Here is a 25016-nt window from a genome sequence, read left to right on the forward strand (position 1 = left end):
CTTCCTTAGGCAGGCTGTGGGGTCAGGCGCTCGAACAGCGCCTCCAGGTTATTGAAGCGTTCGTCGGGGCGTTCCATCGGTACCAGGAAGCGGAACTGGGTGGCGCCTTCGAACTTGTAGCGTTTGGGCTGGCCCTGGATCAGCTTGATCAGGGTCAGCGGGTCGACCGGGGTCTCGGCCTCGAACTCGATCTTGCCGCCGTTGGGGCCGGCGTCGACTTTCTTGATGCCGAGCTTTTCCGCGTGCAGCTTGAGCGAGGTCAGGCGCATCAGGTTCTTGGTCGGCTCGGGCAGCAGGCCGAAGCGGTCGATCATTTCCACCTGCAGGTCCTTGAGGCCTTCTTCGTCGGCCGCCGAGGCAATGCGCTTGTACAGGATCAGCCGCGCATGCACGTCGGGCAGGTAGTCCTCGGGGATCAGTGCCGGCAGGCGCAGGTTGATTTCCGGGCCGCCGCCCAGCGGCTGCTCAAGGTTGGGCTGGGTGCCCTTGCGGATCGCCTTGACCGCGCGCTCGAGCATTTCCATGTACAGGGTAAAGCCCACCGCCTGGATCTGCCCGCTCTGGCCTTCGCCCAGCAGCTCGCCGGCGCCGCGAATCTCCAGGTCGTTGGTGGCCAGCACGAAGCCGGCGCCGAGGTCCTGGGTGTTGGCGATCGCCTCCAGGCGTTTTTCGGCGTCGGCGCTGACCTTCTGCCGGGTTGGCGTCAGCAGGTAGGCGTAGGCCTGGTGGTGGCTGCGGCCAACACGGCCGCGCAGCTGGTGCAGCTGGGCCAGGCCGAACTTGTCGGCGCGCTCGATGACGATGGTGTTGGCGCTGGGCACGTCGATACCGGTTTCGATGATGGTCGAGGCCACCAGCACGTTGAAGCGCTTGTGGTAGAAGTCGCTCATCACCTGTTCCAGCTCGCGCTCGCGCATCTGCCCGTGGCCGATGCCGATGCGCGCCTCTGGCACCAGTTCGGCAAGGTCGGCGGCGCATTTCTCGATGGTTTTCACATCGTTGTGCAGGTAGTACACCTGGCCACCGCGCAGCAGCTCGCGCAGCAGCGCCTCCTTGACCGTGCTCTTGTTCTGCTCCATGACGAAGGTGCGTACCGACAGGCGGCGCGCCGGCGGCGTGGCGATGATCGACAGGTCGCGCATGCCCGCCACCGCCATGTTCAGCGTACGCGGGATCGGCGTGGCGGTGAGGGTGAGGATGTCCACCTCGCTGCGCAGGGCCTTGAGCTGTTCCTTCTGGCGCACGCCAAAGCGGTGCTCTTCGTCGATGATGGCCAGGCCCAGGTCCTTGAAGCGTACATCGTCCTGCAGCAGCTTGTGGGTGCCGATGAGGATGTCGATCTTGCCTTCGGCCAGATCGGCGGCGGCGTTGGCAACTTCCTTGGCCGACTTGAAGCGGCTCATCACCTCCACGGTCACCGGCCAGTCGGCAAAGCGGTCGCGGAAGCTGTTGTAGTGCTGCTGGGCGAGCAGGGTGGTGGGCACCAGCACGGCCACCTGGCGGCCGCTGTGCACGGCAATGAATGCCGCGCGCATGGCCACTTCGGTCTTGCCGAAGCCGACGTCGCCGCATACCAGGCGGTCCATCGGCTTGGGCGCCAGCATGTCGGCGCGCACCGCTTCGATGGCAGCCTGCTGGTCCGGGGTTTCCTCGAACGGGAAGCCGGCGCTGAAGGTGGCGTAGTCGGCGGACGGGTCGGCAAATGCATAGCCCTTGCGCGCGGCGCGGCGGGCATAGATGTCGAGCAGTTCGGCGGCCACGTCGCGCACCTGTTCGGCGGCCTTGCGCTTGGCCTTCTGCCAGGCCTCCGAGCCCAGCCGGTGCAGCGGTGCCAGGGCATCGTCGCTGCCGGTGTAGCGGGCGATCAGGTGCAGGTTGGCCACCGGCACGTACAGCTTGGCGCCCTCGGCGTATTCCAGGGTGAGGAATTCGGCGGCCTGGCCGTCGATTTCCAGGGTTGCCAGGCCCAGGTAGCGACCCACGCCATGGTCGATGTGCACCACCGGCGCGCCTTCGCGCAGCTCGGTCAGGTTCTTGATCACCGCGTCGTTGGCGGTTTCGCCACGCTTGTCGCGGCGCCGGCGCTGCATGACCCGCTGGCCGAACAGCGGGCTTTCGGCGACCAGGGCGATGGCTGGGTCGTCCAGCAGCAGGCCTTCGTCCAGCGGGGCGATGGTGATTGCCAGGCGTTCGTTGCCGGTGATGAAGTCGGCCCAGCCGTCGACGGTATGCGGGCGCAGTTTCAGCCGCTCGAGCAGCTCCAGCAGCACTTCGCGCCGGCCTGCCGATTCGGCGGTGAACAACACCCGGCCGGGGAACTGGTCGAGGAAATTGGCCAGTTCGGCCAGGGGCTGGTTGGCCTTGGCCTCGATTGCCAGGTTGGGCAGGGGGCGCGCCGGGAAGCGCTCGCGGCCCACGCCCGGGTCGAGGTCTTCGGTGCTGACCACTACCCGTGGCCATTGCTTGAGCCGGGCGAAGCAGTCTTCCACCGGCAGGAACAGTTCGGCCGGTGGCAGCAGCGGCCGGCTCAGGTCGCCACGGCGGTCTTCATAACGCCCGCGCACGTCGTTCCAGAAGTGTTCGGCGGCCTGTTCCACGCCGGGCAGCGAGAACACCTGGGTGTCGGCCGGCAGGTAGTCGAACAGGGTCGAGGTTTCTTCGAAGAACAGTGGCAGGTAGTACTCGATGCCGGCGGGGATGATGCCGCTGGCCAGGTCCTGGAAGATCGCGCTGCGGCGGAAATCGACATCGAAGCGTTCGCGGAAGCGCGCCTTGAAGCGGGTCACTTCCTCTTTCTGCATCGGGAACTCGCGCGCCGGCAGCAGGCGCACCGAATCCACCTTGTCGATCGAGCGCTGGGTCTCGGGGTCGAAGGTGCGCAGCGTCTCGATCTCGTCATCGAACAGGTCGATGCGGTAGGGCAGCTTGCTGCCCATCGGGAACAGGTCGATCAACGCGCCGCGCACGGCGAACTCGCCATGCTCGTAGACGGTGTCGACGCAGCGATAGCCACTGGCCTCCAGGCGCAGGCGCATCTGCTCCACGTCGATGGTCTGGCCCACGTCCAGCACCAGGCTGCTGCCCAGCAGGAAACGGGTCGGCGCCAGGCGGTGCAGCGCGGTGGTGATCGGCACCACGAGGATGCCGTGGCTCAGCTCCGGCAGGCGGTAGAGGCTGGCGATGCGCTGGGAAATGATGTCCTGGTGCGGCGAGAACAGGTCGTAGGGCAGGGTTTCCCAATCGGGGAACGGCAGCACCGGCAGGTCCGGGGCAAAGAAGCGAAGTTCCTGTTCCAGACGATCGGCAGCCTGGCTGTCGGCAGTCAGCAGCAAAGTGAAGCGGCCCGCGCTGCTGGCGGCCTCGGCGATGGCCAGGCTGAGGGTGGCACCGGGTAGATTGCCCCAGGTTTGTTTGCCGGCCGTGGCCGACATTTGCGGTAGGCGCAGAACTGACACGGGAGATTGCACTCCAAGCGTTGCGGCAAAGAGATCAATTGTACCGGTGACGGTGCCGGCTGTCAGGTTCGAAAGGGCGTGAACGCTGGCTTGCGTGGCCGCGACAGGCGCTCATTGCCCGTAACGCGTTGGGGCGTCATAATGTAGCCCCTTTTTTCTGTCCCTACATGTGGAAGGTTCCCGTGACTCAGAAGCCCGACCAGTGTCTTGGTGAGTGGATCGATCGTGAAGCCCTGGCTGAAGCGATGATCCCGCTTATCGGTCAGCTCTACCGCAACAACAACGTGGTGAGCTCGATTTATGGCCGTAGCCTGATCAACCGTTCGGTTATCTCGATCCTCAAGGCGCACCGCTTTGCGCGTCATCGTCAAGCCGACGAAACCGAACTGTCCGTCCACGAGACATTCCCCCTGCTCAAGGCCATGAGCGAGCTGAAACTGGGCGCCGCTTCGGTCGACCTGGGCAAGCTGGCCAACAAGTTCAAGCAGGAAGGCAATGGCCGCACTGCCGAGCAGTTCGTCCGTGAAGAACTGGCCGAGGTGGTTGGCCAGCAGAACGCTTCGGCGCGCAAGGGCACCGACGTTGTCCTGTACGGCTTCGGCCGCATCGGCCGCCTGCTGGCGCGCATCCTGATCGAGAAGACCGGTGGCGGCGACGGCCTGCGCCTGCGTGCCATCGTCGTGCGCAAGGGCGCCGAGAACGACCTAGTCAAGCGTGCCAGCCTGCTGCGCCGTGACTCGGTGCACGGCCCGTTCGATGGCACCATCACCATCGACGAAGCCAACAACACCATCACCGCCAACGGCAACCTGATCCAGGTTATCTACGCCAAGAGCCCGAGCGAAGTCGACTACACCCAGTACGGCATCGAAAACGCGCTGATCGTCGACAACACCGGCGTATGGCGTGATGCCGACGGCCTGGGCCAGCACCTGGCCTGCCCGGGCGCTGCCCGCGTGATCCTCACCGCACCTGGCAAGGGCGCGCTGAAGAACATCGTGCACGGCATCAACCACGGTGACATCGCTGCCGATGACAAGATCATCTCGGCCGCTTCCTGCACCACCAACGCCATCGTGCCGGTGCTCAAGGCCATCAATGACCAGTACGGCATCGTCAACGGCCACGTCGAAACCGTTCACTCGTTCACCAACGACCAGAACCTGATCGACAACTTCCACAAGGGCAGCCGCCGTGGCCGTGCCGCGCCGCTGAACATGGTCATCACCGAAACCGGCGCCGCCACTGCTGCCGCCAAGGCACTGCCAGTGCTGAAGGGCAAGCTGACCGGCAACGCCATTCGCGTACCGACGCCGAACGTTTCGATGGCCATCCTCAACCTGAACCTCGAGAAGGCCACCAGCCGCGACGAGATCAACGAGTACCTGCGCCAGACCGCCATGCACTCGGAACTGCACAAGCAGATCGATTACGTCAGCTCGCAGGAAGTGGTTTCGACCGACTTCGTCGGTTCGCGCCACGCCGGTGTGGTTGACGCCGAAGCGACCATCTGCAACGACAACCGCGTTGTTCTGTACGTCTGGTACGACAACGAATTCGGTTACAGCTGCCAGGTGGTTCGTGTGATGGAAGAGATGGCCGGTGTGAACCCGCCAGCGTTTCCGCACTGATACGCTTGTAAGGCAATGAAAAAACGGGAACCTTCGGGTTCCCGTTTTTTTTCGCCTGATTAACTGATCGGGCATTTACTGTGCCTGTACTGGCCCTTTCGCGGGCACGCCCGCTCCCACAGGGATATCACAGGGCTGGAGGGCAGTGGGGTACCTGTGGGAGCGGGCGTGCCCGCGAAAGGGCCAGTACAGACATTCGAGATCTCGATATTGCGCGCATTTCTTTGTTTCTTGCTGATGCTGCTCACCGCCTGCAACCAGGGCCCCACCCTGGAGCGCCTGGGCGGCCCGACCATGGGCAGCAGCTACAGCATCCAGTACGTGCGCGAACCCGGCGGCCCGGCCCCGGTCCAGGTGCAGGCGGCAGTCGAAACCATCCTGCACGACATCGACCAGCATTACTCGACCTACCGTGGCGACTCCACCGTCAGCCGTTTCAACCAGTTGCCCGCCAACCAGTGCCTGGGCCTGCCGCCCGACATGCTCGAACTGGTCAGCCTTGGTCAGCACCTGGCCGAGCAGAGCGGCGGCGCCTTCGACCTTACCGTCGAACCCTTGCTCGACCTGTGGGGCTTCGGCCCTCAGGCCCGTCACGAGCAGGTGCCCGACCCGCTGGCCCTGGCCCAGGTGCGCGAGCGCGTGGGCTACCGGCACTTGCACATCGACGGCCAGGCCCTGTGCAAGGACGCCCCGGTGCAACTCGACTTCAACAGCATCGCCGCCGGCCATGCCGTCGACCTGATCGCCGCGCGCCTGCAGGCCATGGGCGTTGCCAGCTTTGTCGCCGAAGCCACCGGCGAGCTCAAGGCCGCCGGCCGCAAGCCCGATGGCAGCCCATGGCGCATCGCCCTGGAGCTGCCCCGCGAAGATCGCCAGATAGCCCGCCAGATCATCCCGGTCAATGGCCTTTCAGTATCAACCTCGGGTGACTATCGGCACTATTTCGAGGAGAATGGCCGGCGCTATTCGCACACCTTCGATGCCCGCCTCGGGCGCCCGGTGCAGCACGACCTGGCCGCGGTCACCGTGCTCGATGCCTCGGCGCTGCAGGCCGACGGCTATTCGACGCTGCTGTTGATCCTGGGCCCGGAACGTGGCTGGGATTTTGCCGTGGCGCATGGCCTGGCCGCGGTATTGGTGACTCGGGCCGAGGGTGGCTTCGTCTCCCGAGCTACGCCCGCATTCGAACGGGCAGTGAAAGGCGAGTGAAAGCGCAAGCAGGGATGATCGCCGCCAGGGAATGGTTCACACATGTAGTGCGGGCAAAATTGGCCTACGACGCGACCAAGGGTTAATGTGCGCGGCGTTCACGCTTGATTAGACTGCACCCGAATTTTCTCATGACGCCCCGGCGGCATGATCGCGCCCCGCGAGCGACCGTGGCTTGCGGGCCAGTTCTGAAGGAGTACGCATGGCTGTCTACAACTACGACGTAGTGGTGCTGGGTTCCGGCCCGGCCGGAGAAGGTGCGGCAATGAACGCCGCCAAAGCAGGGCGCAAGGTGGCGATGGTCGATAGCCGTCGCCAGGTCGGGGGCAACTGCACCCACCTGGGCACCATCCCGTCCAAGGCACTGCGTCACTCGGTGCGGCAGATCATGCAGTTCAACACCAACCCGATGTTCCGTGCCATCGGTGAGCCGCGCTGGTTCTCGTTCCCGGACGTGCTGAAAAGCGCCGAGAAGGTCATTGCCAAGCAGGTAGCGTCGCGCACCGGCTACTACGCGCGTAACCGCGTGGACGTGTTCTTCGGCACCGGCAGCTTCGCCGACGAGCAGACCGTCGAAGTGGTCTGCCCGAACGGTGTGGTGGAAAAGCTCAACGCCAAGCACATCATCATCGCCACCGGCTCGCGCCCGTACCGCCCGGCTGACATCGACTTCCACCACCCGCGCGTCTACGACAGCGACACCATCCTCAGCCTCAGCCACACCCCACGCAAGCTGATCGTGTACGGTGCCGGCGTGATCGGTTGCGAATACGCCTCGATTTTCAGCGGCCTGGGTGTATTGGTAGAGCTGGTGGACAACCGTGGCCAGTTGCTGAGCTTCCTCGACTCGGAAATTTCCCAGGCGCTGAGCTACCACTTCAGCAACAACAACATCACCGTGCGCCACAACGAAGAGTATGAGCGCGTCGAAGGCCTGGACAACGGGGTGATCCTGCACCTGAAGTCGGGCAAGAAGATCAAGGCAGACGCCTTGCTGTGGTGCAACGGCCGTACCGGCAACACCGACAAGCTGGGTCTGGAAAACATCGGTATCAAGGTCAACAGCCGCGGCCAGATCGAGGTCGACGAGGCCTACCGCACCAGCGTGCCGAACATCTACGGTGCCGGCGACGTGATTGGCTGGCCGAGCCTGGCCAGTGCCGCTCATGACCAAGGCCGCTCTGCCGCTGGCAGCATCGTCGATAATGGCAGCTGGCGCTTCGTCAACGACGTGCCGACCGGCATCTACACCATTCCGGAGATCAGCTCGATCGGCCGCAACGAACAGGAACTGACCCAGGCCAAGGTGCCGTACGAAGTGGGCAAGGCCTTCTTCAAGGGCATGGCGCGCGCGCAGATCGCCGGTGAGCCGCAGGGCATGCTGAAGATCCTGTTCCACCGCGAAACCCTGGAAATCCTTGGCGTGCACTGCTTCGGCTACCAGGCTTCGGAGATCGTCCACATCGGCCAGGCGATCATGAACCAGCCGGGTGAGCAGAACAACCTGAAGTACTTCGTCAACACCACGTTCAACTACCCGACCATGGCCGAAGCCTATCGGGTAGCTGCCTACGACGGCCTGAACCGGCTTTTTTGAGCGGCTCCGACCGGTGGCCTGAGCCGGTCGGAGAGACCGATTTCAACCCTGCCCGAGGGTGGTCTTGGCCAAACCGGGAAAGTCTGTAATCAGGCTGTCCACGCCAAAATCAGCGAGCCGGCGCATCAGTGCCGGTTCGTTGACCGTCCACACCGACACGTGCAAACCCTGGCCCTGGGCTTTCAGCAGGCGCTCGGGGGTGCACAGTGTCCAGTTCAATGCCAGCAGCTCGCAGCCGTAGTTCTGTGCCACTTTCAGCGGGTCGAGCCAGGCGTACTCGGCCACCAGCCCGCGCTTGACGTCCGGCACCAGCTCCAGGGCGGCACCCAGCACTTCGCGTGAGCTGGAGGTGATGGTCACCTTGTCCAGCAGGCCGTACTGCTGGGCCAGTTCGCGGATTGCCAGCACGGTGGTGGCGGCACGGGTGCGCGAGGCGCTTTTCACCTCCAGCTGCCAGTGCTCGAACGGGCATTTCTCGAACAGTTCTTCCAGTTTCGGGATCGGGCAGGGCTGGACGTGGCCCGGGCCGCCTTTGCGGGCATCGATCTTGACCAGTTCGGCGGCCGGGTGCTCGACCACCTTGCCGCGTTTGCCGGTGGTGCGCTTGAGGGTGGGGTCGTGGATCACCATCAGCTCGTTGTCGGCCGACAGGTGCAGGTCCAGCTCGCAGCGGGTCACGCCATGGGCGAGGCATTGCTGGAAGCTCTTCAGGGTGTTCTCGGGCGCTTCGCCCTTGGCGCCGCGGTGGCCGTAGATCAGGGTCACGTTCGTTCCTTCAAATCAGAGAAAAATGGGCTCAGGAGGCGGGGTCGTTCTGTTCCAGCTGCTGGCGCCGTTGTTGTTGCTGGCGCTGCAGGATGTAGCGAGCCAGCAGTTGCCGTTGGGCGTCGGTCATGTCGGTGAATTCGGTGCCGACCTCGAAGCCGCCCTCCGGGCGCGGGTCGCAATGGGTGATCTTGCCGCGCAGCAGCAGGCCATGGGCGCGCGGCATCAGCACCATCTTCACCTTCACTCGGGTGCCGGGGGCCACCGCAGTGGCTTGCGCGAATTCGATGCCGCCTTCGGAAATGACCACCGGCTGGGGCTGGCCAACTTCGCCGATCAGGGTCTGGGCAACCACCGCGCTAAGCAGGTCGAGGCGTTTGTTCTGCGCGCGCAGGAAGGCGGCGAGGGTGCGGTCCTTTTCGCTCAGCTGGCGCAACAGGTGCTGCGACTCGAAGTCGGACAGGTGCAGTTCGCTGAGCAGGTTGAATAGTGGCGAATCATCTTGCAACACATCTGGGTCAAGGGCTTCGGCCGCGCTGAGGGGGCTGATTTGAAGTGCGATCCGATCTTCGATGCGGTAGTATTCGCGGCGATCTTCTTCGTCTAATGTCGTCATGGCGAACCCAAGGTAGCGGCGGTGGTCCGAGTGTAAAGCCGCCGTAGGCGCCTCGCCACAAGGACGTTCCCTTTCATCCGAACAAGCCCCGACATGTTCAGACCTCTTTTCGCATTCATCGGCACGCGTTATACCCGTGCCAAACGTCGCAATCACTTCGTCTCGTTCATTTCCCTGACCTCGATGATCGGCCTCGCCCTGGGCGTGGTGGTGATGATCGTGGTGCTCTCGGTGATGAACGGTTTCGACCACGAGATGCGCACCCGCGTGTTGGGCATGATCCCGCATGCCACGCTGGAGAGCGGCCAGCCCATTGCCGACTGGCCGGCCCTTGCCCAACAAGTAAAGCAGAATCCGCAGGTGGTGGCGGTTGCGCCCTTCACCCAGATGCAGGGCCTGCTGACCCATGAAGGCAAGGTGCAGAAGGTGCTGCTCAACGGCATCGACCCGGCCCGCGAGCGCGAAGTGTCGATCATCGACAAGTTCGTCCTGCAAGGCCGCCTCGACCAGCTGTCGCCGGGCGAGTGGGGCATCATGATCGGCGACAAGGCCGCGGCCAAGCTGGGCGTGGGCATCGGCGACAAGCTCACCTTCGTCGCCCCCGAGGTCAGCGTGACCCCGGCCGGCATGTTCCCGCGCATGAAGCGCTTCACCGTGGTCGGCACCTTCCACGTGGGCGCGGGCGAGATCGACGGCTACCTGGGCCTGACCAACATCAGCGACCTGTCCCGCCTGCACCGCTGGAAGCCCGACCAGGTCCAGGGCCTGCGCCTGAAGTTCGACGACCTGTTCCAGGCGCCACGGGTGGCCTGGGACATCGCCCAGCGCCTGGGTGACCAGGAGTTCTACAGCCGTGACTGGACCCGTACCCACGGCAACCTGTACCAGGCGATCCGCATGGAAAAGGCCATGATCGGCCTGCTGTTGCTGCTGATCGTGGCGGTGGCGGCGTTCAACATCATTTCCACCCTGGTGATGGTGGTCAACGACAAGCGTGGCGACATCGCCATCCTGCGTACCTTGGGCGCCACGCCTGGGCAGATCATGCTCATCTTCATGGTCCAGGGCACGGTGATCGGGGTGATCGGTACCCTGATCGGCGCCGTGGTCGGGATCGTCGCCGCGCTGAACGTGAGCGCGGTGATCGCGGGCATCGAGAAACTGATCGGGCACAAGTTCCTCAACGCCGACGTGTATTTCATCGATTACCTGCCGTCGCAGATCCAGGCCCAGGACGTGTACATGGTCTGCGGTGCGGCGCTGGTCCTGAGTTTCTTCGCCACCCTGTACCCGGCCTGGCGTGCGGCCCGCACCCAGCCTGCAGAGGCGCTACGTTATGAGTGAGTCGCGCATGAGTGATAAAGCCGTTCTGAGTTGCCGCAACCTGGGCAAGTCCTACGACGAGGGCCCGGAATCGGTGCAGGTGCTGTCGGGGCTCAACCTCGAGCTGCATGCCGGGGAGCGGGTAGCCATCGTGGGTAGCTCCGGCTCGGGCAAGAGTACCTTGCTCAACCTGCTGGGCGGCCTTGACCGGCCGACCCAGGGCAGCGTCTGGCTGGCCGGTGAGGAGCTGTCGGCGTTGGGCGAGCGTGCCCGTGGCCTGCTGCGCAACCGCGAGCTGGGCTTTGTCTACCAGTTCCACCACCTGCTGCCGGAATTCACTGCCATCGAGAACGTGTGCATGCCATTGCTGATCGGCCGCACGCCCATCCCCGAGGCCCGTGAGCGTGCCGAGGCGCTGCTCAAGCGCGTGGGCCTGGCCCACCGCTTCAACCACAAGCCGGCCGAGCTGTCCGGTGGTGAACGCCAGCGGGTGGCGATTGCCCGGGCACTGGTCAACCGCCCCGGCCTGGTAATGCTCGACGAGCCGACCGGCAACCTCGACCACCACACCGCCCAGGGCATCCAGGAGTTGATGCAGGAACTGTCCAGCGCGTCGCGCACGGCGTTCCTGGTGGTCACCCACGACCTCAACCTGGCGCGCCAGATGGACCGTGTATTGAAGCTCGACGACGGCCACCTGGTGGCGATCTGATCGACTGCACGGGGTGGCCGGTGCCGCCCCGTTTTCCTGTTTTCATTGGGTGATTTCGTACATGTTCAGACCCTTGCCCATCTTCATCGGCGCGCGCTACACCCGAGCCAAGCGCCGCAACCACTTCATCTCGTTCATCTCGATGACCTCGATGATCGGCCTGTCGCTGGGCGTGCTGGCGATGATCGTGGTGCTGTCGGTGATGAATGGCTTCCAGCGCGAAATGAGTTCGCGCATCCTCGGCCTGGTGCCGCATGCCGCCATCCTCGGCGTGCAGCCGCTGGACGACTGGCACAAGGTGGCCGACGCGGCCATGCGCGACCCGGCGGTGATGGCGGCGGCGCCGATTACCGAAATGGAAGGCATGCTGTCGTACAAGGGCGCGATGCAGCCGATCCAGGTAGGCGGTATCGACCCGGCTGAAGAGGGCAAGGTCTCGATCGTCGGCCAGCATATCGTCCAGGGCCGCCTGCAGGACCTGCAGCCGGGTGAGTTCGGCGTGGTCATCGGTGAGCTGACTGCGCGGCGCTTCCGCCTGAATACCGGCGACAAACTGACCCTGATCGTGCCGGAAATCAGCAAGGAGCCGGGTGGCATCACCCCGCGCATGCAGCGCCTGACCGTGGTCGGCATCTTCAAGGTCGGCGCCGAGCTGGACGGCTCGCAGGCTTACATCCACGTCGACGATGCCGGCGCCATGCAGCGCTGGGCGCCGGGCCAGGTGCAGGGCGTGCGCCTGAAACTGCACGACCTGTATGCCGCACCGCAGGTGTCCAAGGCCATCGCTGCCGGACTGGGCGATGCCTACCGTGCCGATGACTGGTCGCATACACAGGGCAGCCTGTTCAGCGCCATGAAGATGGAAAAGACCATGATCGGCCTGCTGTTGCTGATGATCATTGCGGTGGCAGCGTTCAACATCATCGCCACCCTGGTGATGGTGGTGAACGACAAGGGCCCGGACATCGCCATCCTCCGTACCCTGGGCGCCACACCGGCGCAGATCATGGGCACGTTCATGGTCCAGGGCAGCCTGATCGGCATTGTCGGGACGCTGATCGGTGGCGTGCTTGGGGTGGTTGCAGCGTTCAACGTCAGCCAGATCGTCGGTTGGCTGGAGCGGGTGAGCGGGCAGCACATCTTTACTTCGGATGTGTACTTCGTCAGCAGCTTGCCGTCGCAGCTGCAGTGGGGCGATGTGGCGATCATCTGCACTGCCGGGTTGGTGATGAGCTTCCTGGCGACCATTTACCCGGCTTATCGGGCATCGCAGGTGCAGCCGGCGATTGGTCTGGCAGTTTAACTTCCTGTGGGATTTTAGGGGTGGTGTGGGAGCGGGCGTGCCCGCGAAGAAGGCACCGCGATGCATGGCACGGGCTTCGCCCGTGTTCGCGGGCAAGCCCGCTCCCACAGGGACCGTGCCAGCCCCGATGTCACTGGTCTTCAGTGAAATCGATCACGAATCGCGTCCATCCGTCCGCACACTCCGCCTGAATGCGCCCACCATGGGCCTGCACGATCGACCGGGTAATCGCCAACCCCAACCCGGCATGCTCGCTACTGCCTTCCCGCCGCGCCGGGTCCACCCGGTAGAAGCGGTCGAACAGCCGCGGTAACACCGCCGGCTCGATAGCCGCCCCGGTATTGGCCACGCCAATCCTCGGCCCTGGCCCCAATGTCACCCGTATCTGCCCTCCCGCCGGGGTGAAGCGCAAGGCATTGTCCAGCAAGTTGGACAGTGCCCGGCGCAGCATATGCCGGTCGCCCTGCAGCAGCGCCTCACCCTCGCGCAGCATCTGCACGCCGCTGTCCTCTGCCAGCGGCGCGTAGTACTCCAGCAGCGCATCCACCTCCTCATGCAGCACCAGCGGTGCTTGCCCCGGCACCAGCAGGCCATGGTCGGCCTTGGCCAGGAACAGCATGTCGTTGATCATCTGCGCCATCCATTGCAGCTCCTCGAGGTTGCCGTGCAGGGCTTCGCGGTACTCTTCGAGGCTGCGCGGGCGGGTGAGGGTGACCTGGGTGTGGGTCAGCAGGTTGGACAGCGGCGTGCGAAGCTCATGGGCGATGTCGGCGGAGAATGCCGACAGGCGCTGGAAGGCATCGTCCAGGCGCTGCAGCATGGCGTTCATGGCCGTCGCCAGTTCGGCCAGCTCTTCGGGCATCTGTGCCACCGGCAAGCGTGTGGTGAGCGAGCGCGCCGATACGCTGGCAGCCACCTGGCCCATCTGCCGCAACGGTCGCAGCCCGCGGCGTGCAGCCCAGGCGCCGAGCAGCGCCGTGGCCAGCGCCGACAGGCCCACCGTCAGCCAGATCAGCCGTTGCATGCCCTGCAGGAAGTGCTGGTGATGGGTGATGTCGAGGTACAGGGTCAGTTGTGGCGACTGCGGGGCGCCTTGCGCCAGGTGCACGGCCAGGCTGCGGTAGTCGGTGCCTTGCGCATGCAGGGTTGCAAGCCCGTCGGGCAGTGGCGTCCGGGGCAGGCCTGTACGGCTTTCGAACCAGGTGGCGCCGTCGCTGCCGTTGATGCGCAGGGCCAGGTCGGCCTGGTGGCCCAGTTCATCGCGCAAGGCAGGCAGGCGCGCCTGCAGCTCGGCCGGCGTGGTGATGCCGGCCAGCTGGGTGCGGAACAGCGACAGGCGCGAGTCCAGCAGTTGCTGGTCCAGTTCGACGAAGTGCTGCTCGCTGGCCCGGCTGAATATCAGGCCGGCGCCGAGCGAGACAGCGGCGGTGCAGGCGGCGAACAGCAGGGCCAGGCGGCTGCCGAGGGAGACCCGGCGCATCACTCAGTACGCTCTTCGAGTACATAGCCCATGCCGCGTACGGTATGGATCAGCTTGTTGGGGTGCGGGTCGTCGATCTTCAGGCGCAGGCGGCGGATCGCCACTTCGATCACATTGGTGTCGCTGTCGAAATTCATGTCCCACACCTGCGAGGCGATCAGCGATTTGGGCAGCACCTCGCCCTGGCGGCGCAGCAGCAGTTCAAGCAGGGCGAACTCCTTGGCGGTCAGGTCGATGCGCTGGCCGGCGCGCTCGGCGCGGCGGCGGATCAGGTCCAGGCGCAGGTCGGCCAGGCCCAGGGTGGTGTCCTGGCTGGGGCTGGTGCCCCGGCGCAGCAGGCTGCGCACCCGCGCCAGCAGTTCGGAGAAGGCGAACGGCTTGACCAGGTAATCATCGGCGCCCAGCTCCAGGCCGTGCACGCGGTCCTCCACGGCATCGCGGGCGGTGAGAAACAGCACCGGGGTGTCCAGGCCGGCCTGGCGCACGGCCTGGAGGATCTGCCAGCCGTCACGGCCGGGCAGCATCACGTCGAGAATCAGCAGGTCGTGGTCGCCGGTCAGGGCGAGGAACTGGCCGGTCTCGCCGTCGGTGGCCAGTTCGGTGGCGAAGCCGGCCTCGTTCAGGCCCTGGCTCAGGTACTGGCCGGTACGGGCCTGGTCTTCGACGATCAGCAATTTCATTGGGTGAATTGACTCCAGCAAACGGCACAAAACCCTGTGGGAGCGGGCTTACCCGCGAAGAATTCAACACGGTGCATGGCACCGGCTTTGCCGGTGTTCGCGGGTGAACCCGCTCCCACAGGGATTGGGTGATGCTGAGATGATACGTGACGATGCACCCGCTCGCCCCAAACTGACGAAGATGTAATCCCGCTGACTTGCGCTCCAAGGCAGGGTGCAAAACCGGTAGACTAGGGGCAATTTCGAACCTTCAGGTCAGTTTCCATGCATCCCGCTGCCGAACATTCCCCGCTGGGCAAGTCCAGCGAATACATTGCCACCTATTCTCCGGAGCTGCTGTTCCCGATTCCGCGTACCGCCAAGTGGGCCGAACTGGGCGTTACCGCCCAGACCTTGCCGTGGCAGGGTGTGGACTACTGGAACTGCTTCGAGCTGAGCTGGCTGCTGCCGTCGGGCAAGCCGGTGGTGGCGATCGGCGAGTTCGCCATCCCCGCCGATTCGCCGAACATCATCGAGTCCAAGTCGTTCAAGCTGTACCTGAACTCATTGAACCAGACGGTGTTCGCCTCGCTTGGCGAACTGCAGGCGTGCCTGGAGAAAGACCTGTCCGCCGCCGCCGGCAAGCCGGTCGGCGTGAAAGTGCGCACCCTGGCCGAGGTCGAGGCCCAAGGCGTGGTGGCCTTGCCGGGGCATTGCATCGATGCGCTGGACGTTGCCATCAGCAACTACGAACAGCCACAGCCAGAGCTGCTGCACTGCAACCCGGAGCGGCAGGTGGAAGAAACCCTGCACAGCCACCTGCTGAAGTCCAACTGCCCGGTCACCGGCCAGCCGGACTGGGGCAGCGTGGTGGTCGAGTACAAGGGCAGGGCGCTGGACCATGCCAGCCTGCTGACCTACCTGATCAGCTTCCGCCAGCATGCCGACTTCCACGAGCAGTGTGTGGAGCGGATCTACCTGGACTTGAAGAACCTGCTGCAGCCGGAGCATTTGACGGTGTATGCGCGCTATGTGCGCCGGGGTGGGCTGGATATCAACCCTTATCGCAGCACGGGGGTGATCAGCCCGGACAACAAGCGCCTGGTTCGGCAGTAAGGTTCGCAAGTACGCCGGGGGGCGCTTGGCGCCCCTATCGCGACACAAGGCCGCTCCTACAGGTACAGCGCAAGCCTCAAATCTTGCGCTGTATCTGTAGGAGCGGCCTTGTGTCGCGATAGGGCCGCAAAGCGGCCCCAGTATTTCTAGATCCCCATGCTGTGCAGCGAGTTGGCAATGCTGCGCAGGGTGGCGGTGAGGTCGGGGTGGTCGGCCTCGAAGCGTTCGATCGCCAGGTTCACGCCGTCCACCAGGTTGTTGTCTGGCGTGGCTTCCTCAAGCTTAAGTTGCGCCTCGATCTGGCGCGCTTCTTCGTGCAGCGCGGCCAGTTCCTCGTCAGAAAGCGGCACGTTGCGGTCCAGTTGCTCGCGCAAGCTGTTCAGGCGCTCTTGCAATTCGCGGGCAGGCATTGGCAGTTCTCCATCAATGGCTTGGCAAGCCATGGACCTCAGCGAAGCGGCAAAGGTTCTGGCCTGTCTTCAGCGTAATCCACCTGCCGTTGCTTTGCATGATCCGCGTCAATGGTGCTGTATCAGGGTTTTTCGCCCTTGCGCCGGCGTTGGGCGATGTCCTGCAGGCAGGTGTCCAGCGCTTCCAGGTGGTCGATCACCGAGTGCACGCCCAGGCTGAACAGTTCCAGCGTCGCCTTGCCACGGGCCAGGTCCTGTTCCTGCGCAGTCATGGCTTGCCATTGCCGCGAGCTGCGGTCGCAAAACGGGCTGCAGGCTGCCAGCCCTACCGTCCACAACCCCGCGTTCAGGCCAGATTGCAGCAGGCGAGGGTCGCCGCTGACCAGCACACAGCCGTCCAGGCGTTGGCTGTCGAGCGTCATCAGGGCCTGCCAGCAGGCATTCGGCGCCGGCCAGCGCACGCCGTTCACCGAATGCCCCGGCAGCCAGGCGGGCAGTACGTGCGCCAGGCGCTTGCTCTGGGTGGCGTCGAGGTCGTCCAGCCAGATGCACGGCACCTGGCGCTGGCGCAGGCTGGCGAGGGTGGCCAGGGCGCCGGGGGCGGGCGAGGGGGCGCCATTGGCGGCTTGCACCAGGCAGCCGCGCAAGCCGAACAGCACAGCGGTGAAGGCGGGTGCAGCGTCCATGGCAACTTCCCTCAAATAGTCCGCAGGCTATTCGGCGATTGTTACCGCCCTGTGACAGCGGGCGCCGCGCAACAGTTGTTCACAAAATATTGAGCAGAGATGTGTAAAGCTGTTTATCAGCCCGCAAGCCTCTATACTGCCGCCGTACAGCAGCGCACCCGTTTGCGCTTGCGGCCGAGAAATTCGATGGAGAAACACCTATGCGTAGGATCGGTGCCAGTGTGATCGAACGAGTCACCCAGGCCTGTGTCTGCGCCAGCATGCTGCTGGCGCCCGTGGCAGCCACCCAGGCCGCCACCGAGGAAGATCCCTGGGAAGCGGTCAACCGCCCGATCTTCCGTTTCAACGATACCCTCGACACCTATGCCCTCAAGCCATTGGCCAAGGGCTACCAGGCGGTCACCCCGCAGTTCCTCGAAGATGGCATCCACAACATCTTCCGCAACCTGGGTGACGTGACCAACCTGGCCAACGACCTGCTGCAGTTCAAGCCCCATGCTGCGGGCGTGGATACGGCGCGGCTGATCGTCAACACCACCTTCGGCCTGGGCGGCTTCTTCGACGTGGGTACCAAGATGGGCCTGCAGCGCAACGACGAGGACTTCGGGCAGACCCTCGGCTACTGGGGCGTGCCGAGCGGCCCGTACGTGGTGATCCCGCTGCTGGGCCCGAGCACCGTGCGTGACGGCGTGGCCAAGTACCCGGATACCTACACCAAACCCTACCGCTACATCGACCATGTGCCGACGCGCAATTCGATCTTCGCCCTGGATATCATCGACACCCGCGCCGACCTGCTGTCGGCAGAGAAGCTGATCCAGGGTGACAAGTACATCTTCATTCGCAACGCCTACCTGCAGAACCGCGAGTTCAAGGTCAAGGATGGCGAGGTCGAAGACGACTTCTGATCCTGCGCGTGCTTGGTCCTGCACAGTCCCCGTGTAGGAGCGGCCTTGTGTCGCGATAGGGCCGCAAAGCGGCCCCGGCAATTCATGCGGCGAAGCTGAAGCCGGGGGCTGCTGCGCAGCCCATCGCGACACAAGGCCGCTCCTACAGGGGGGGCCAGCAGGCCCATCAATGCATCGCCAGAATCCGCAACCCGAACTTCTGCTGCCCGCCAGGCTGGTCGGCAATCCACACCACTTCGGTGCTGGCGTGCAGCCCCTTCAGCGCCGGGTGGTCGGACTCGATCCGTACCTCGATATGGTCCCCCACATGGAAGCGCTGCGGTGCCTGCACCTGCATGCCGCCGCTGGACAGGTCCAGGCACACTGCCGCGATCACCTGGCCTTCGTGCAGCAGGCTGACCTCGGTGTCGATGCGCATGCGGATGAAATCGCGTTTCTCGCCATGGCTGGAGGGCGTGTGGGGCATGCTGCATCCTTCCCATCGGGTTGCGCTGGTCGACTTTCTTATAACTCCCGGTGATTTGCCCTGTAAAGTGCGGCGGGGTCGACCCTTGCATGCTTGAAACGCCTGCCGGATGGGAGTACCGTCTGCGCCTTACAAGGTAGCTCTCACAGTTGCCGGACAGTTGCCGGGCAGGTGATCTTGTCCTACAACTCAAAGTAGAGTGTGACCACAAAGAATTCCCGTAGCTGGCCGTCTGCCTTGCCGACACCGCTGCACCAACCTAAATCGGCGCCGTTCGCCCACATGCAGAAAACCAGTGCAACGCTGCTGATCATCGATGACGACGACGTGGTCCGTGCAAGCCTCGCCGCCTATCTTGAAGACAGTGGCTTCAGCGTCCTCCAGGCCGGCAATGGCCAGCAGGGGCTTCAGGTCTTCGAAGAACACCAGCCCGACCTCGTGATCTGCGATCTGCGCATGCCGCAGATGGGCGGCCTCGAACTGATCCGCCAGGTCAGCGAGCGCGCCCCGCAGTTACCGGTGATCGTGGTGTCCGGTGCCGGCGTCATGAGTGATGCGGTGGAAGCGTTGCGCCTGGGCGCTGCCGACTACCTGATCAAGCCGCTGGAAGACCTGGCCGTGCTCGAGCATTCGGTGCGCCGCGCCCTCGACCGCTCGCGCCTGGTGCTGGAAAACCAGCGCTACCGCGACAAGCTCGAAGCCGCTAACCGCGAACTGGAAGCCAGCCTGCACCTGCTGCAGGAGGACCAGACCGCCGGTCGCCAGGTGCAGATGAACATGCTGCCGGAAAGCCCTTGGGTGGCCGGCGAGTTCGCCTTCGAGCACCAGATCATTCCGTCGCTGTACCTGTCGGGTGATTTTGCCGATTACTTCCGGGTGGACGAACGGCGCATCGCTTTCTATCTCGCCGACGTCTCCGGGCATGGCGCGTCGTCAGCGTTCGTCACTGTGCTGCTGAAGTTCATGACCACGCGGCTGTTGTTCGAATTCAAGCGCGGCAGCAAGATGCGCGAATTCAAACCCTCGCAGGTGCTCAGCCACATCAATCGCGGGCTGATCAACTGCAAGCTGGGCAAGCACGTGACCATGGTTGGCGGGGTGATCGATGAAGACACCGGCCTGCTGACCTACGCCGTTGGCGGCCATCTGCCGCTGCCGGTGCTGCACACCCCCGAGCACACCCGCTACCTGGAAGGCCGCGGCCTGCCGGTGGGGCTGTTCGACGAGGCCACCTACCAGGACCTGGTGGTGGAGCTGCCGCCGCAGTTCAGCCTCAGCCTGATGTCCGATGGCATTCTGGACCTTTTGCCGGGTGACACGCTCAAAGATAAAGAAACCGCCCTGCCGGAAATCGTCAGGGCAGCAGGTGGCAGCCTGGATGGGCTGCGTCAACGATTTGGATTGGCTACGCTTGGGGAGATGCCGGATGATATCGCCCTATTGGTGTTGAGCAGGAACCTTCAATGAGTACCGGTAGAATCCAGTTCGCCGAGCAGAGCGGTACCTTCGTCCTGAAATTCGTCGGTGAAGTGCGCCTGACCCTGTGTTCGGCGCTGGATGCGACGATCGAGAAGATTTTCACCGCGTTGAACTTCTCGGCGATTGTCATCGACCTGACCGAAACCGAGAGCATCGACAGCACCACCCTGGGCCTGCTGGCCAAGCTGTCGATCCTGTCGCGCCAGAAGGTGGGCTTGTTGCCGACCGTGGTCACCACCAACCCGGACATTTCCCGGTTGTTGCAGTCGATGGGCTTCGATCAGGTGTTCAACATCGTCGATCGGCCGATCCCGTGCCCGGAATGCCTGACCGACCTGCCGTCCCAGGACCAGAACGAAGACGTTGTGCGCTCCAAGGTGCTGGAGGCGCACAAGATCCTCATGGGCCTGAACGACTCCAACCGCGAAGCCTTCCATGACCTGGTCAATGCGCTGGAGCGGACCTGATCTTCAGCCTGTACCGGCCTCTTCGCGGGTGAACCCGCTCCCACAGGTTATGCACCGGTCTTGAGTCATGCACTCTACCTGTAGGAGCGGGTTTACCCGCGAAGAGGCCGGCAAGGCCAACACAAGCATTACCTGCCTGATCACCCCCGCCGCGCAAACTCGGTAGCCTCACCCCCACCAGCGTCCAGCTGATACACCCGTGCCGGCCGCCCCTGTTCATCGAAGAACACCTGCCCCAACCCCGCGCCATTCCACAACCGCTCGCCAGCCTTGCTATGGCTGGGCGTACGCGGCACCACCTCCATTTCCCGCCGTTTGGTAAACCAGTTGAGCGGCGAGCGCGGCGCATACAGCCAGCGGTTGAGCCGGTCGAGCACATCCAGCAGGCGCCGCGGGAATTCGTTCTTGATCCCGCTGCTGGTCACCTGCCACAAGTGCGGGCTGCGCTGGCGGTGGCGGATCAGCACTTCATAGACGAACGAGTAATGCACGTCGCCGGACAGCACTACGTAGTGCCCCGGCGTGCGCGAGTGGCGGAAGATGTTGAGGATGACCTGCGCTGCACCGCGATGGGCCATCCAGTTCTCGGCATCCACCAGCAGTGGGTAGCCCAGCCAGCTGAACAGCTTCTGCACTGTCTCGATCAGCTTCACGCCAAAAATCGGCGCAGGCGACACGATGATCGCCGACGGGTGGTCCAGCAATGCTTGCTGCAACTCGCTCAGCGCCTCCCAGTCGAGCAGGCCGGACGGCTTGGCCAGGCTGCTTTCGCTGCGCCAGCGGCGGGTGCGGGTGTCCAGCACCAGCAAGGGTGGGTTGGTGGGCAGGCTGAACTGCCAGCCCTGGAAGCGCAGCAGTGCGCCGATCAGCTCATCCTGGGTCTGGCTGTTCAACGCCTGGCATTGCCCGACCAGGGGCTTGCAACCCTGCGGGTCGTTACCCCAGGCCTGGCACAGCAGGTAGCCGAGCAGGGCATTGCCGATGATCCGCCGCGAGAAGGGGTGGCCGTAGGCGGTTTCTTCCCATAGCGCCGAGAGGTTCCAGTCGTCGGTGATGTCGTGGTCGTCGAAGATCATCAGGCACGGCAGGTGGGCCATCACTCGCGCTACCTGGCCGAGGTCGTCGGCAAACGCCTGGATCAGCGGCAGCTCCTGCCGGTAACGGGCCTGGCGCGGTGCGGTGAGCCCGTTGGGCATGTCCAGGTTCACCAGCTGCCAAGGCACCGGTGACCACACCAGCAGGTACATGGCCATGACCTCGGCGAAGGTCACCAGATGGTTGTCGGCGTTGCTGGACGAGAAGATCGGCTTGCGCTTGCCGCCGAAAAAGCGCTCGCGCAGGGTTTCGTTGCGTTCCTGCGCCGGCAGCAGGTCGGCGCGGTGGTAATAGCAGGCCGGGTGCTGGTACAGCGCCTGGCTGTCGGGCACCACCGCGCCCTCCAGTTGCTCGTCGAACAGGCCCAGGCGCGCAATCAGGCTGTGGATGGCGCGCAGCATCGGGCCGGCGACGTCGTCGGCATAGACCTGGTCGCCGGTCATCAACAGCACGGCGGGGCGGTCCGCGGGGCTTTCGCAGGCCTGCAGCAGGCGGTCGGCGCAGAGCAGGCCATCGGTGGCCGGAAAATGCGGCTTGCGGCATGAGCCGTGCAGCAGGTGGTCGAGCCGATCGCGCAGCACCAGGCATGGGCGCCGGGCGCCGGGGTAGAGCAGGTGCGGTGCCCAGCCGGCGATGCCCTGGCCGTTGATGAGCAGGTCATAGTCGAGCAGCTGGTTGCAGGGCAGCGGCTGGGCGAAGTGGATGTCCAGCAGGTGGATGAAGGCGTGCTTGCCCACCGCGACCACCTGGCAATCGACCTGGGCCTCGCCTGCCGGGAAGATGAGTTCGGGTTGCAGCGGTTGCGTGGCGACCAGCCAGATGGCCAGGCGCTGGGGTTCCAGGCGGCGCAGTACCGGGCCGGCGAGTACGAGGGGCAATGGGGTAGAGGAGGTCATCGACAGCTCAGGTGGCTATGCGGGCCCTTTCGCGGGCACGCCCGCTCCCACAGGTATGGCGGCGCTTGTAGGAGCGGGCGTGCCCGCGAAGAGGCCCGAGAAACAAATACACAACTACGACTCGGTAAAACAAAACGGGCGGAAAATGCTGAACACTTCCCGCCCGTCAGGCAATCCCGAAATGTATCAGGCCTTTTCAGCCATCAACTTCTCCAGCTTCTCCTGGTCCCGCGCGAACTGGCGAATGCCCTCGGCCAGCTTCTCGGTACCCATGGCATCTTCGTTCATGGCCCAGCGGAACTGGCTTTCGTTCAGTTGTTGCTTGGGCTCGCCGGCATTGCCCGGCTTCAGCACCTGTGGCAGGTCGCCCTGGTCATCGCTGAGCTGCTGCAGCAGCTCTGGGCTGATGGTCAGGCGGTCGCAGCCGGCCAGCTGCTCGATCTGGCCGATATTGCGGAAGCTGGCACCCATGACCACCGTGTTGTAGCCGTTGGCCTTGTAGTAGTTGTAGATGCGAGTGACCGACTGCACGCCCGGGTCTTCGGCGCCCACGTATTCCTTGCCGGTGCTCTTCTTGTACCAGTCGTAGATACGGCCCACGAACGGCGAAATCAGGAACACCCCGGCATCGGCGCAGGCCTGGGCCTGGGCGAAGGAGAACAGCAGGGTGAGGTTGGTCTGGATGCCTTCCTTCTCCAGCTTTTCGGCGGCGCGGATGCCTTCCCAGGTGGAGGCCAGCTTGATCAGCACGCGGTCGCGGCCAATGCCAGCGGCTTCGTACAGCTCGATCAGCTTGCGCGCCTTGGCCAGCAGGGCGGGTTCATCGAACGACAGGCGGGCATCCACCTCGGTGGAGATACGCCCGGGGATGACCTTGAGGATGCCCGAGCCCACGGCCACCGCGAACTTGTCGCAGGCCAGGTCGACATTACCCTTGGCATCGGCCTTAACCTGCTTGAGCAGATCGGCGTAACCCGGGATGGCCGCAGCCTTGAGCAGCAGCGACGGGTTGGTGGTGGCATCGACCGGTTTCAGGCGGGTGATGGCGTCCAGGTCCCCGGTGTCGGCGACCACGGTGGTGAACTGCTTGAGTTGTTCCAGCTTGGAGGTCATGGGCGTGCTCTGTCCTGTGCAATGACTCGACATTACCCGAGCCCCGACGGCCACTCAAGGGCTCGCGAAGCGCGGTGCGAAAGGTGAGGATTCGAGTCACAAGCGGCCCCGAGGTTCCGTATGCACACGTCTGAAGCTGTCGCGACCCCTTGTAGGAGCGGCCTTGTGTCGCGAAAGGGCTGCAAAGCAGCCCCAGGGCTTCAGCGCTGATGCACAAATTGCCGGGGCTGCTTTGCAGCCCTTTCGCGACACAAGGCCGCTCCTACACCCGACCGCGTCAGATGCTTGGGCCGGGTTACCGCCCCTGCAACAGCTCCACCGCCTGGTCGAACACCGCCAACGGCTCCGCCGCCTTGTGGATATCCGCCGACAGCAACTGGCGGAAGCGCCGCGCCCCCTTGAACCCTTGGGCCAGCCCCAGAATATGCCGGGTAACGTGGTGCATCGCGCCACCACTTTCCATGTGCGCGACGATATAAGGCCGCAACTGCGCCAGCGCCTCGCTGCGGCTGACCACCGCCGCCTCGCTGCCGAATAGCTGCTGGTCCACCTCGGCCAACAGGTAAGGGTTGTGGTACGCCTCGCGCCCCAGCATCACCCCATCGAAGGTTTCAAGGTGTGCCTGGCACTCGTCCAGGGTCTTGATCCCGCCGTTGAGCACGATCTCCAGGTCCGGGAAGTCCGCCTTCAACTGCGCCGCCACGTCATAGCGCAGCGGCGGAATCTCACGGTTCTCCTTCGGCGACAAACCTTCCAGGATCGCGATGCGCGCATGCACGGTAAAGCTCCGGCAACCTGCCTCGCGCACCTGGCCGACGAAGTCGCACAGCTCGGCGTAGCTGTCGCGGCCATTGATACCGATGCGGTGCTTGACCGTCACCGGGGTCGACACCGCGTCACGCATGGCTTTCACGCAGTCGGCCACCAGCGTCGGGTGGGCCATCAGGCAGGCGCCGATCATGTTGTTCTGCACCCGGTCGCTCGGGCAACCGACGTTGAGGTTGACCTCATCGTAGCCAGCCTCCTCGGCCAGGCGGGCACAGGCAGCCAGGTCGGCCGGCACACTGCCGCCCAGTTGCAGGGCCAGCGGGTGCTCGGAGACGTCGTGGCGCAGGAAACGGTGGGCGTCGTTGTGCAGCAGGGCACCGGTGGTGACCATTTCGGTGTAGAGCAGGGTGTTTTTGGAAAGCAGGCGCAGGAAGAACCGGCAGTGGCGGTCTGTCCAGTCCATCATGGGTGCAACGCTGAAGCGACGGGAAGGCTCAGGGCGCGTGGTTGCTGGGTTAGAGCCTGGGTTTGTGGTCATATCGTTCAACGTGTCTTGTACCAAATTCAGCAATTTCGAGGGTGTTTGTAGCAAACCGAGGGCGCGACGTAGCAAAAGTCGGCGGCAGGAGATCGGTGATTGCCAGGGCAGGCGGCTAGTTTACCAAGAGAGCAGGGCATGCGTCTGGAAACAGGTCGGATGGTCCTGCCGAGCGAGCGGGTATCTCAGCTGGCTGCTGGGACCCTTGTAGGAGCGGCCTTGTGTCGCGAAAGGGCTGCGTAGCAGCCCCAGGGATTCAGCGCAGAGGCACAAATTGCTGGGGCTGCTGCGCAGCCCTTTCGCGACACAAGGCCGCTCCTACAG

At 64.3% G+C, this 25016-nt stretch carries 21 protein-coding genes; 10 read left to right on the forward strand and 11 right to left on the reverse strand.

The genetic code is table 11. The annotated features are described in order from the left end of the window. Nucleotides 1-5: 5 nt before the first annotated feature. Complete coding sequence (gene mfd, locus C163_RS08040) at nucleotides 6-3455, reverse strand: transcription-repair coupling factor (RefSeq protein WP_025338331.1); 3450 nt, start codon at nucleotides 3453-3455, stop codon at nucleotides 6-8. Nucleotides 3456-3622: 167 nt separating this feature from the next. On the opposite strand from mfd, the gene C163_RS08045 reads away from it, so the two are divergent. The 3 genes from C163_RS08045 (at nucleotide 3623) to sthA (ending at nucleotide 7892) form a co-directional block, all read left to right on the forward strand. Beyond that, nucleotides 3623-5086 (forward strand): glyceraldehyde-3-phosphate dehydrogenase, encoded by a 1464-nt coding sequence (locus tag C163_RS08045; RefSeq protein WP_031324543.1) that lies wholly within the window; start codon nucleotides 3623-3625, stop codon nucleotides 5084-5086. A gap of 210 nt (nucleotides 5087-5296) precedes the next feature. Further along, nucleotides 5297-6295, forward strand: coding sequence for an FAD:protein FMN transferase (locus tag C163_RS08050; protein ID WP_025338332.1), 999 nt, complete (start codon nucleotides 5297-5299; stop codon nucleotides 6293-6295). Between the two features lie 202 nt (nucleotides 6296-6497). Beyond that, nucleotides 6498-7892: a Si-specific NAD(P)(+) transhydrogenase gene (gene sthA / locus C163_RS08055; RefSeq protein ID WP_015269541.1), complete on the forward strand. Its 1395-nt coding sequence runs from the start codon at nucleotides 6498-6500 to the stop codon at nucleotides 7890-7892. A gap of 42 nt (nucleotides 7893-7934) precedes the next feature. Here the strand turns inward: sthA and C163_RS08060 are convergent, their stop codons facing one another. Both C163_RS08060 and C163_RS08065 read right to left on the reverse strand, forming a co-directional pair. Then, on the reverse strand, nucleotides 7935-8657 hold the full coding sequence (locus tag C163_RS08060) for a glycerophosphodiester phosphodiesterase (protein ID WP_015269542.1): 723 nt from the start codon (nucleotides 8655-8657) through the stop codon (nucleotides 7935-7937). A gap of 31 nt (nucleotides 8658-8688) precedes the next feature. Further along, nucleotides 8689-9273 (reverse strand): PilZ domain-containing protein, encoded by a 585-nt coding sequence (locus tag C163_RS08065; protein ID WP_025338333.1) that lies wholly within the window; start codon nucleotides 9271-9273, stop codon nucleotides 8689-8691. Nucleotides 9274-9366: 93 nt separating this feature from the next. Here C163_RS08065 and C163_RS08070 point away from each other — a divergent pair, with 93 nt between their 5' ends. The 3 genes from C163_RS08070 (at nucleotide 9367) to C163_RS08080 (ending at nucleotide 12611) form a co-directional block, all read left to right on the forward strand. Then, nucleotides 9367-10617, forward strand: coding sequence for a lipoprotein-releasing ABC transporter permease subunit (locus C163_RS08070; protein WP_025338334.1), 1251 nt, complete (start codon nucleotides 9367-9369; stop codon nucleotides 10615-10617). Nucleotides 10618-10624: 7 nt separating this feature from the next. Then, nucleotides 10625-11308, forward strand: a complete 684-nt coding sequence (lolD, locus tag C163_RS08075) for a lipoprotein-releasing ABC transporter ATP-binding protein LolD (protein WP_169774647.1) — start codon at nucleotides 10625-10627, stop codon at nucleotides 11306-11308. Between the two features lie 61 nt (nucleotides 11309-11369). Then, nucleotides 11370-12611, forward strand: a complete 1242-nt coding sequence (locus C163_RS08080; RefSeq protein ID WP_015269544.1) for a lipoprotein-releasing ABC transporter permease subunit — start codon at nucleotides 11370-11372, stop codon at nucleotides 12609-12611. A gap of 130 nt (nucleotides 12612-12741) precedes the next feature. On the opposite strand, the gene C163_RS08085 is transcribed toward C163_RS08080, so the two are convergent. Together C163_RS08085 and cinR are read right to left on the reverse strand one after the other, a co-directional pair. Further along, nucleotides 12742-14094: a heavy metal sensor histidine kinase gene (locus tag C163_RS08085; protein WP_025338335.1), complete on the reverse strand. Its 1353-nt coding sequence runs from the start codon at nucleotides 14092-14094 to the stop codon at nucleotides 12742-12744. After that, entirely contained in the window at nucleotides 14091-14771 is a 681-nt protein-coding gene (cinR, locus tag C163_RS08090; protein ID WP_025338336.1) for a two-component system response regulator CinR, read from the reverse strand. Before cinR ends, C163_RS08085 begins: the two co-directional genes overlap by 4 nt. A 264-nt stretch (nucleotides 14772-15035) precedes the next feature. On the opposite strand from cinR, the gene queF reads away from it, so the two are divergent. Further along, nucleotides 15036-15866, forward strand: coding sequence for an NADPH-dependent 7-cyano-7-deazaguanine reductase QueF (gene queF / locus C163_RS08095; protein WP_025338337.1), 831 nt, complete (start codon nucleotides 15036-15038; stop codon nucleotides 15864-15866). 146 nt (nucleotides 15867-16012) lie between these two features. Here the strand turns inward: queF and C163_RS08100 are convergent, their stop codons facing one another. Together C163_RS08100 and C163_RS08105 are read right to left on the reverse strand one after the other, a co-directional pair. After that, nucleotides 16013-16276, reverse strand: coding sequence for a DUF4404 family protein (locus tag C163_RS08100; protein ID WP_004376395.1), 264 nt, complete (start codon nucleotides 16274-16276; stop codon nucleotides 16013-16015). Nucleotides 16277-16398: 122 nt separating this feature from the next. Then, a complete protein-coding gene (locus C163_RS08105; RefSeq protein ID WP_025338338.1) occupies nucleotides 16399-16962 on the reverse strand; it encodes a hypothetical protein in 564 nt (187 codons plus the stop codon). A gap of 200 nt (nucleotides 16963-17162) precedes the next feature. On the opposite strand from C163_RS08105, the gene C163_RS08110 reads away from it, so the two are divergent. Further along, nucleotides 17163-17870, forward strand: coding sequence for a VacJ family lipoprotein (locus tag C163_RS08110; protein ID WP_015269550.1), 708 nt, complete (start codon nucleotides 17163-17165; stop codon nucleotides 17868-17870). A gap of 166 nt (nucleotides 17871-18036) precedes the next feature. Here the strand turns inward: C163_RS08110 and C163_RS08115 are convergent, their stop codons facing one another. Next, on the reverse strand, nucleotides 18037-18336 hold the full coding sequence (locus C163_RS08115) for a PilZ domain-containing protein (RefSeq protein WP_025338339.1): 300 nt from the start codon (nucleotides 18334-18336) through the stop codon (nucleotides 18037-18039). A 282-nt stretch (nucleotides 18337-18618) separates the two neighbouring features. On the opposite strand from C163_RS08115, the gene rssB reads away from it, so the two are divergent. Both rssB and rssC read left to right on the forward strand, forming a co-directional pair. Beyond that, nucleotides 18619-19803: a two-component system response regulator RssB gene (rssB, locus tag C163_RS08120; RefSeq protein ID WP_015269551.1), complete on the forward strand. Its 1185-nt coding sequence runs from the start codon at nucleotides 18619-18621 to the stop codon at nucleotides 19801-19803. Then, entirely contained in the window at nucleotides 19800-20282 is a 483-nt protein-coding gene (rssC, locus tag C163_RS08125; RefSeq protein ID WP_013971741.1) for an anti-sigma factor antagonist RssC, read from the forward strand. Before rssB ends, rssC begins: the two co-directional genes overlap by 4 nt. A gap of 140 nt (nucleotides 20283-20422) precedes the next feature. On the opposite strand, the gene C163_RS08130 is transcribed toward rssC, so the two are convergent. The 3 genes from C163_RS08130 to dusA all read right to left on the reverse strand — a co-directional run bounded on the left by C163_RS08130 (nucleotide 20423) and on the right by dusA (nucleotide 24692). Continuing rightward, nucleotides 20423-22273: an alkaline phosphatase D family protein gene (locus tag C163_RS08130; protein ID WP_025338340.1), complete on the reverse strand. Its 1851-nt coding sequence runs from the start codon at nucleotides 22271-22273 to the stop codon at nucleotides 20423-20425. Nucleotides 22274-22459: 186 nt separating this feature from the next. Then, nucleotides 22460-23386 (reverse strand): transaldolase, encoded by a 927-nt coding sequence (gene tal, locus C163_RS08135; protein ID WP_025338341.1) that lies wholly within the window; start codon nucleotides 23384-23386, stop codon nucleotides 22460-22462. A gap of 295 nt (nucleotides 23387-23681) precedes the next feature. Beyond that, entirely contained in the window at nucleotides 23682-24692 is a 1011-nt protein-coding gene (gene dusA, locus C163_RS08140; protein ID WP_025338342.1) for a tRNA dihydrouridine(20/20a) synthase DusA, read from the reverse strand. Between the last annotated feature and the right edge of the window lie 324 nt (nucleotides 24693-25016).

The sequence above is a fragment of the Pseudomonas sp. FGI182 genome, from assembly GCF_000511325.1.
In the GTDB taxonomy this organism is placed as follows: domain Bacteria; phylum Pseudomonadota; class Gammaproteobacteria; order Pseudomonadales; family Pseudomonadaceae; genus Aquipseudomonas; species Aquipseudomonas putida_Z.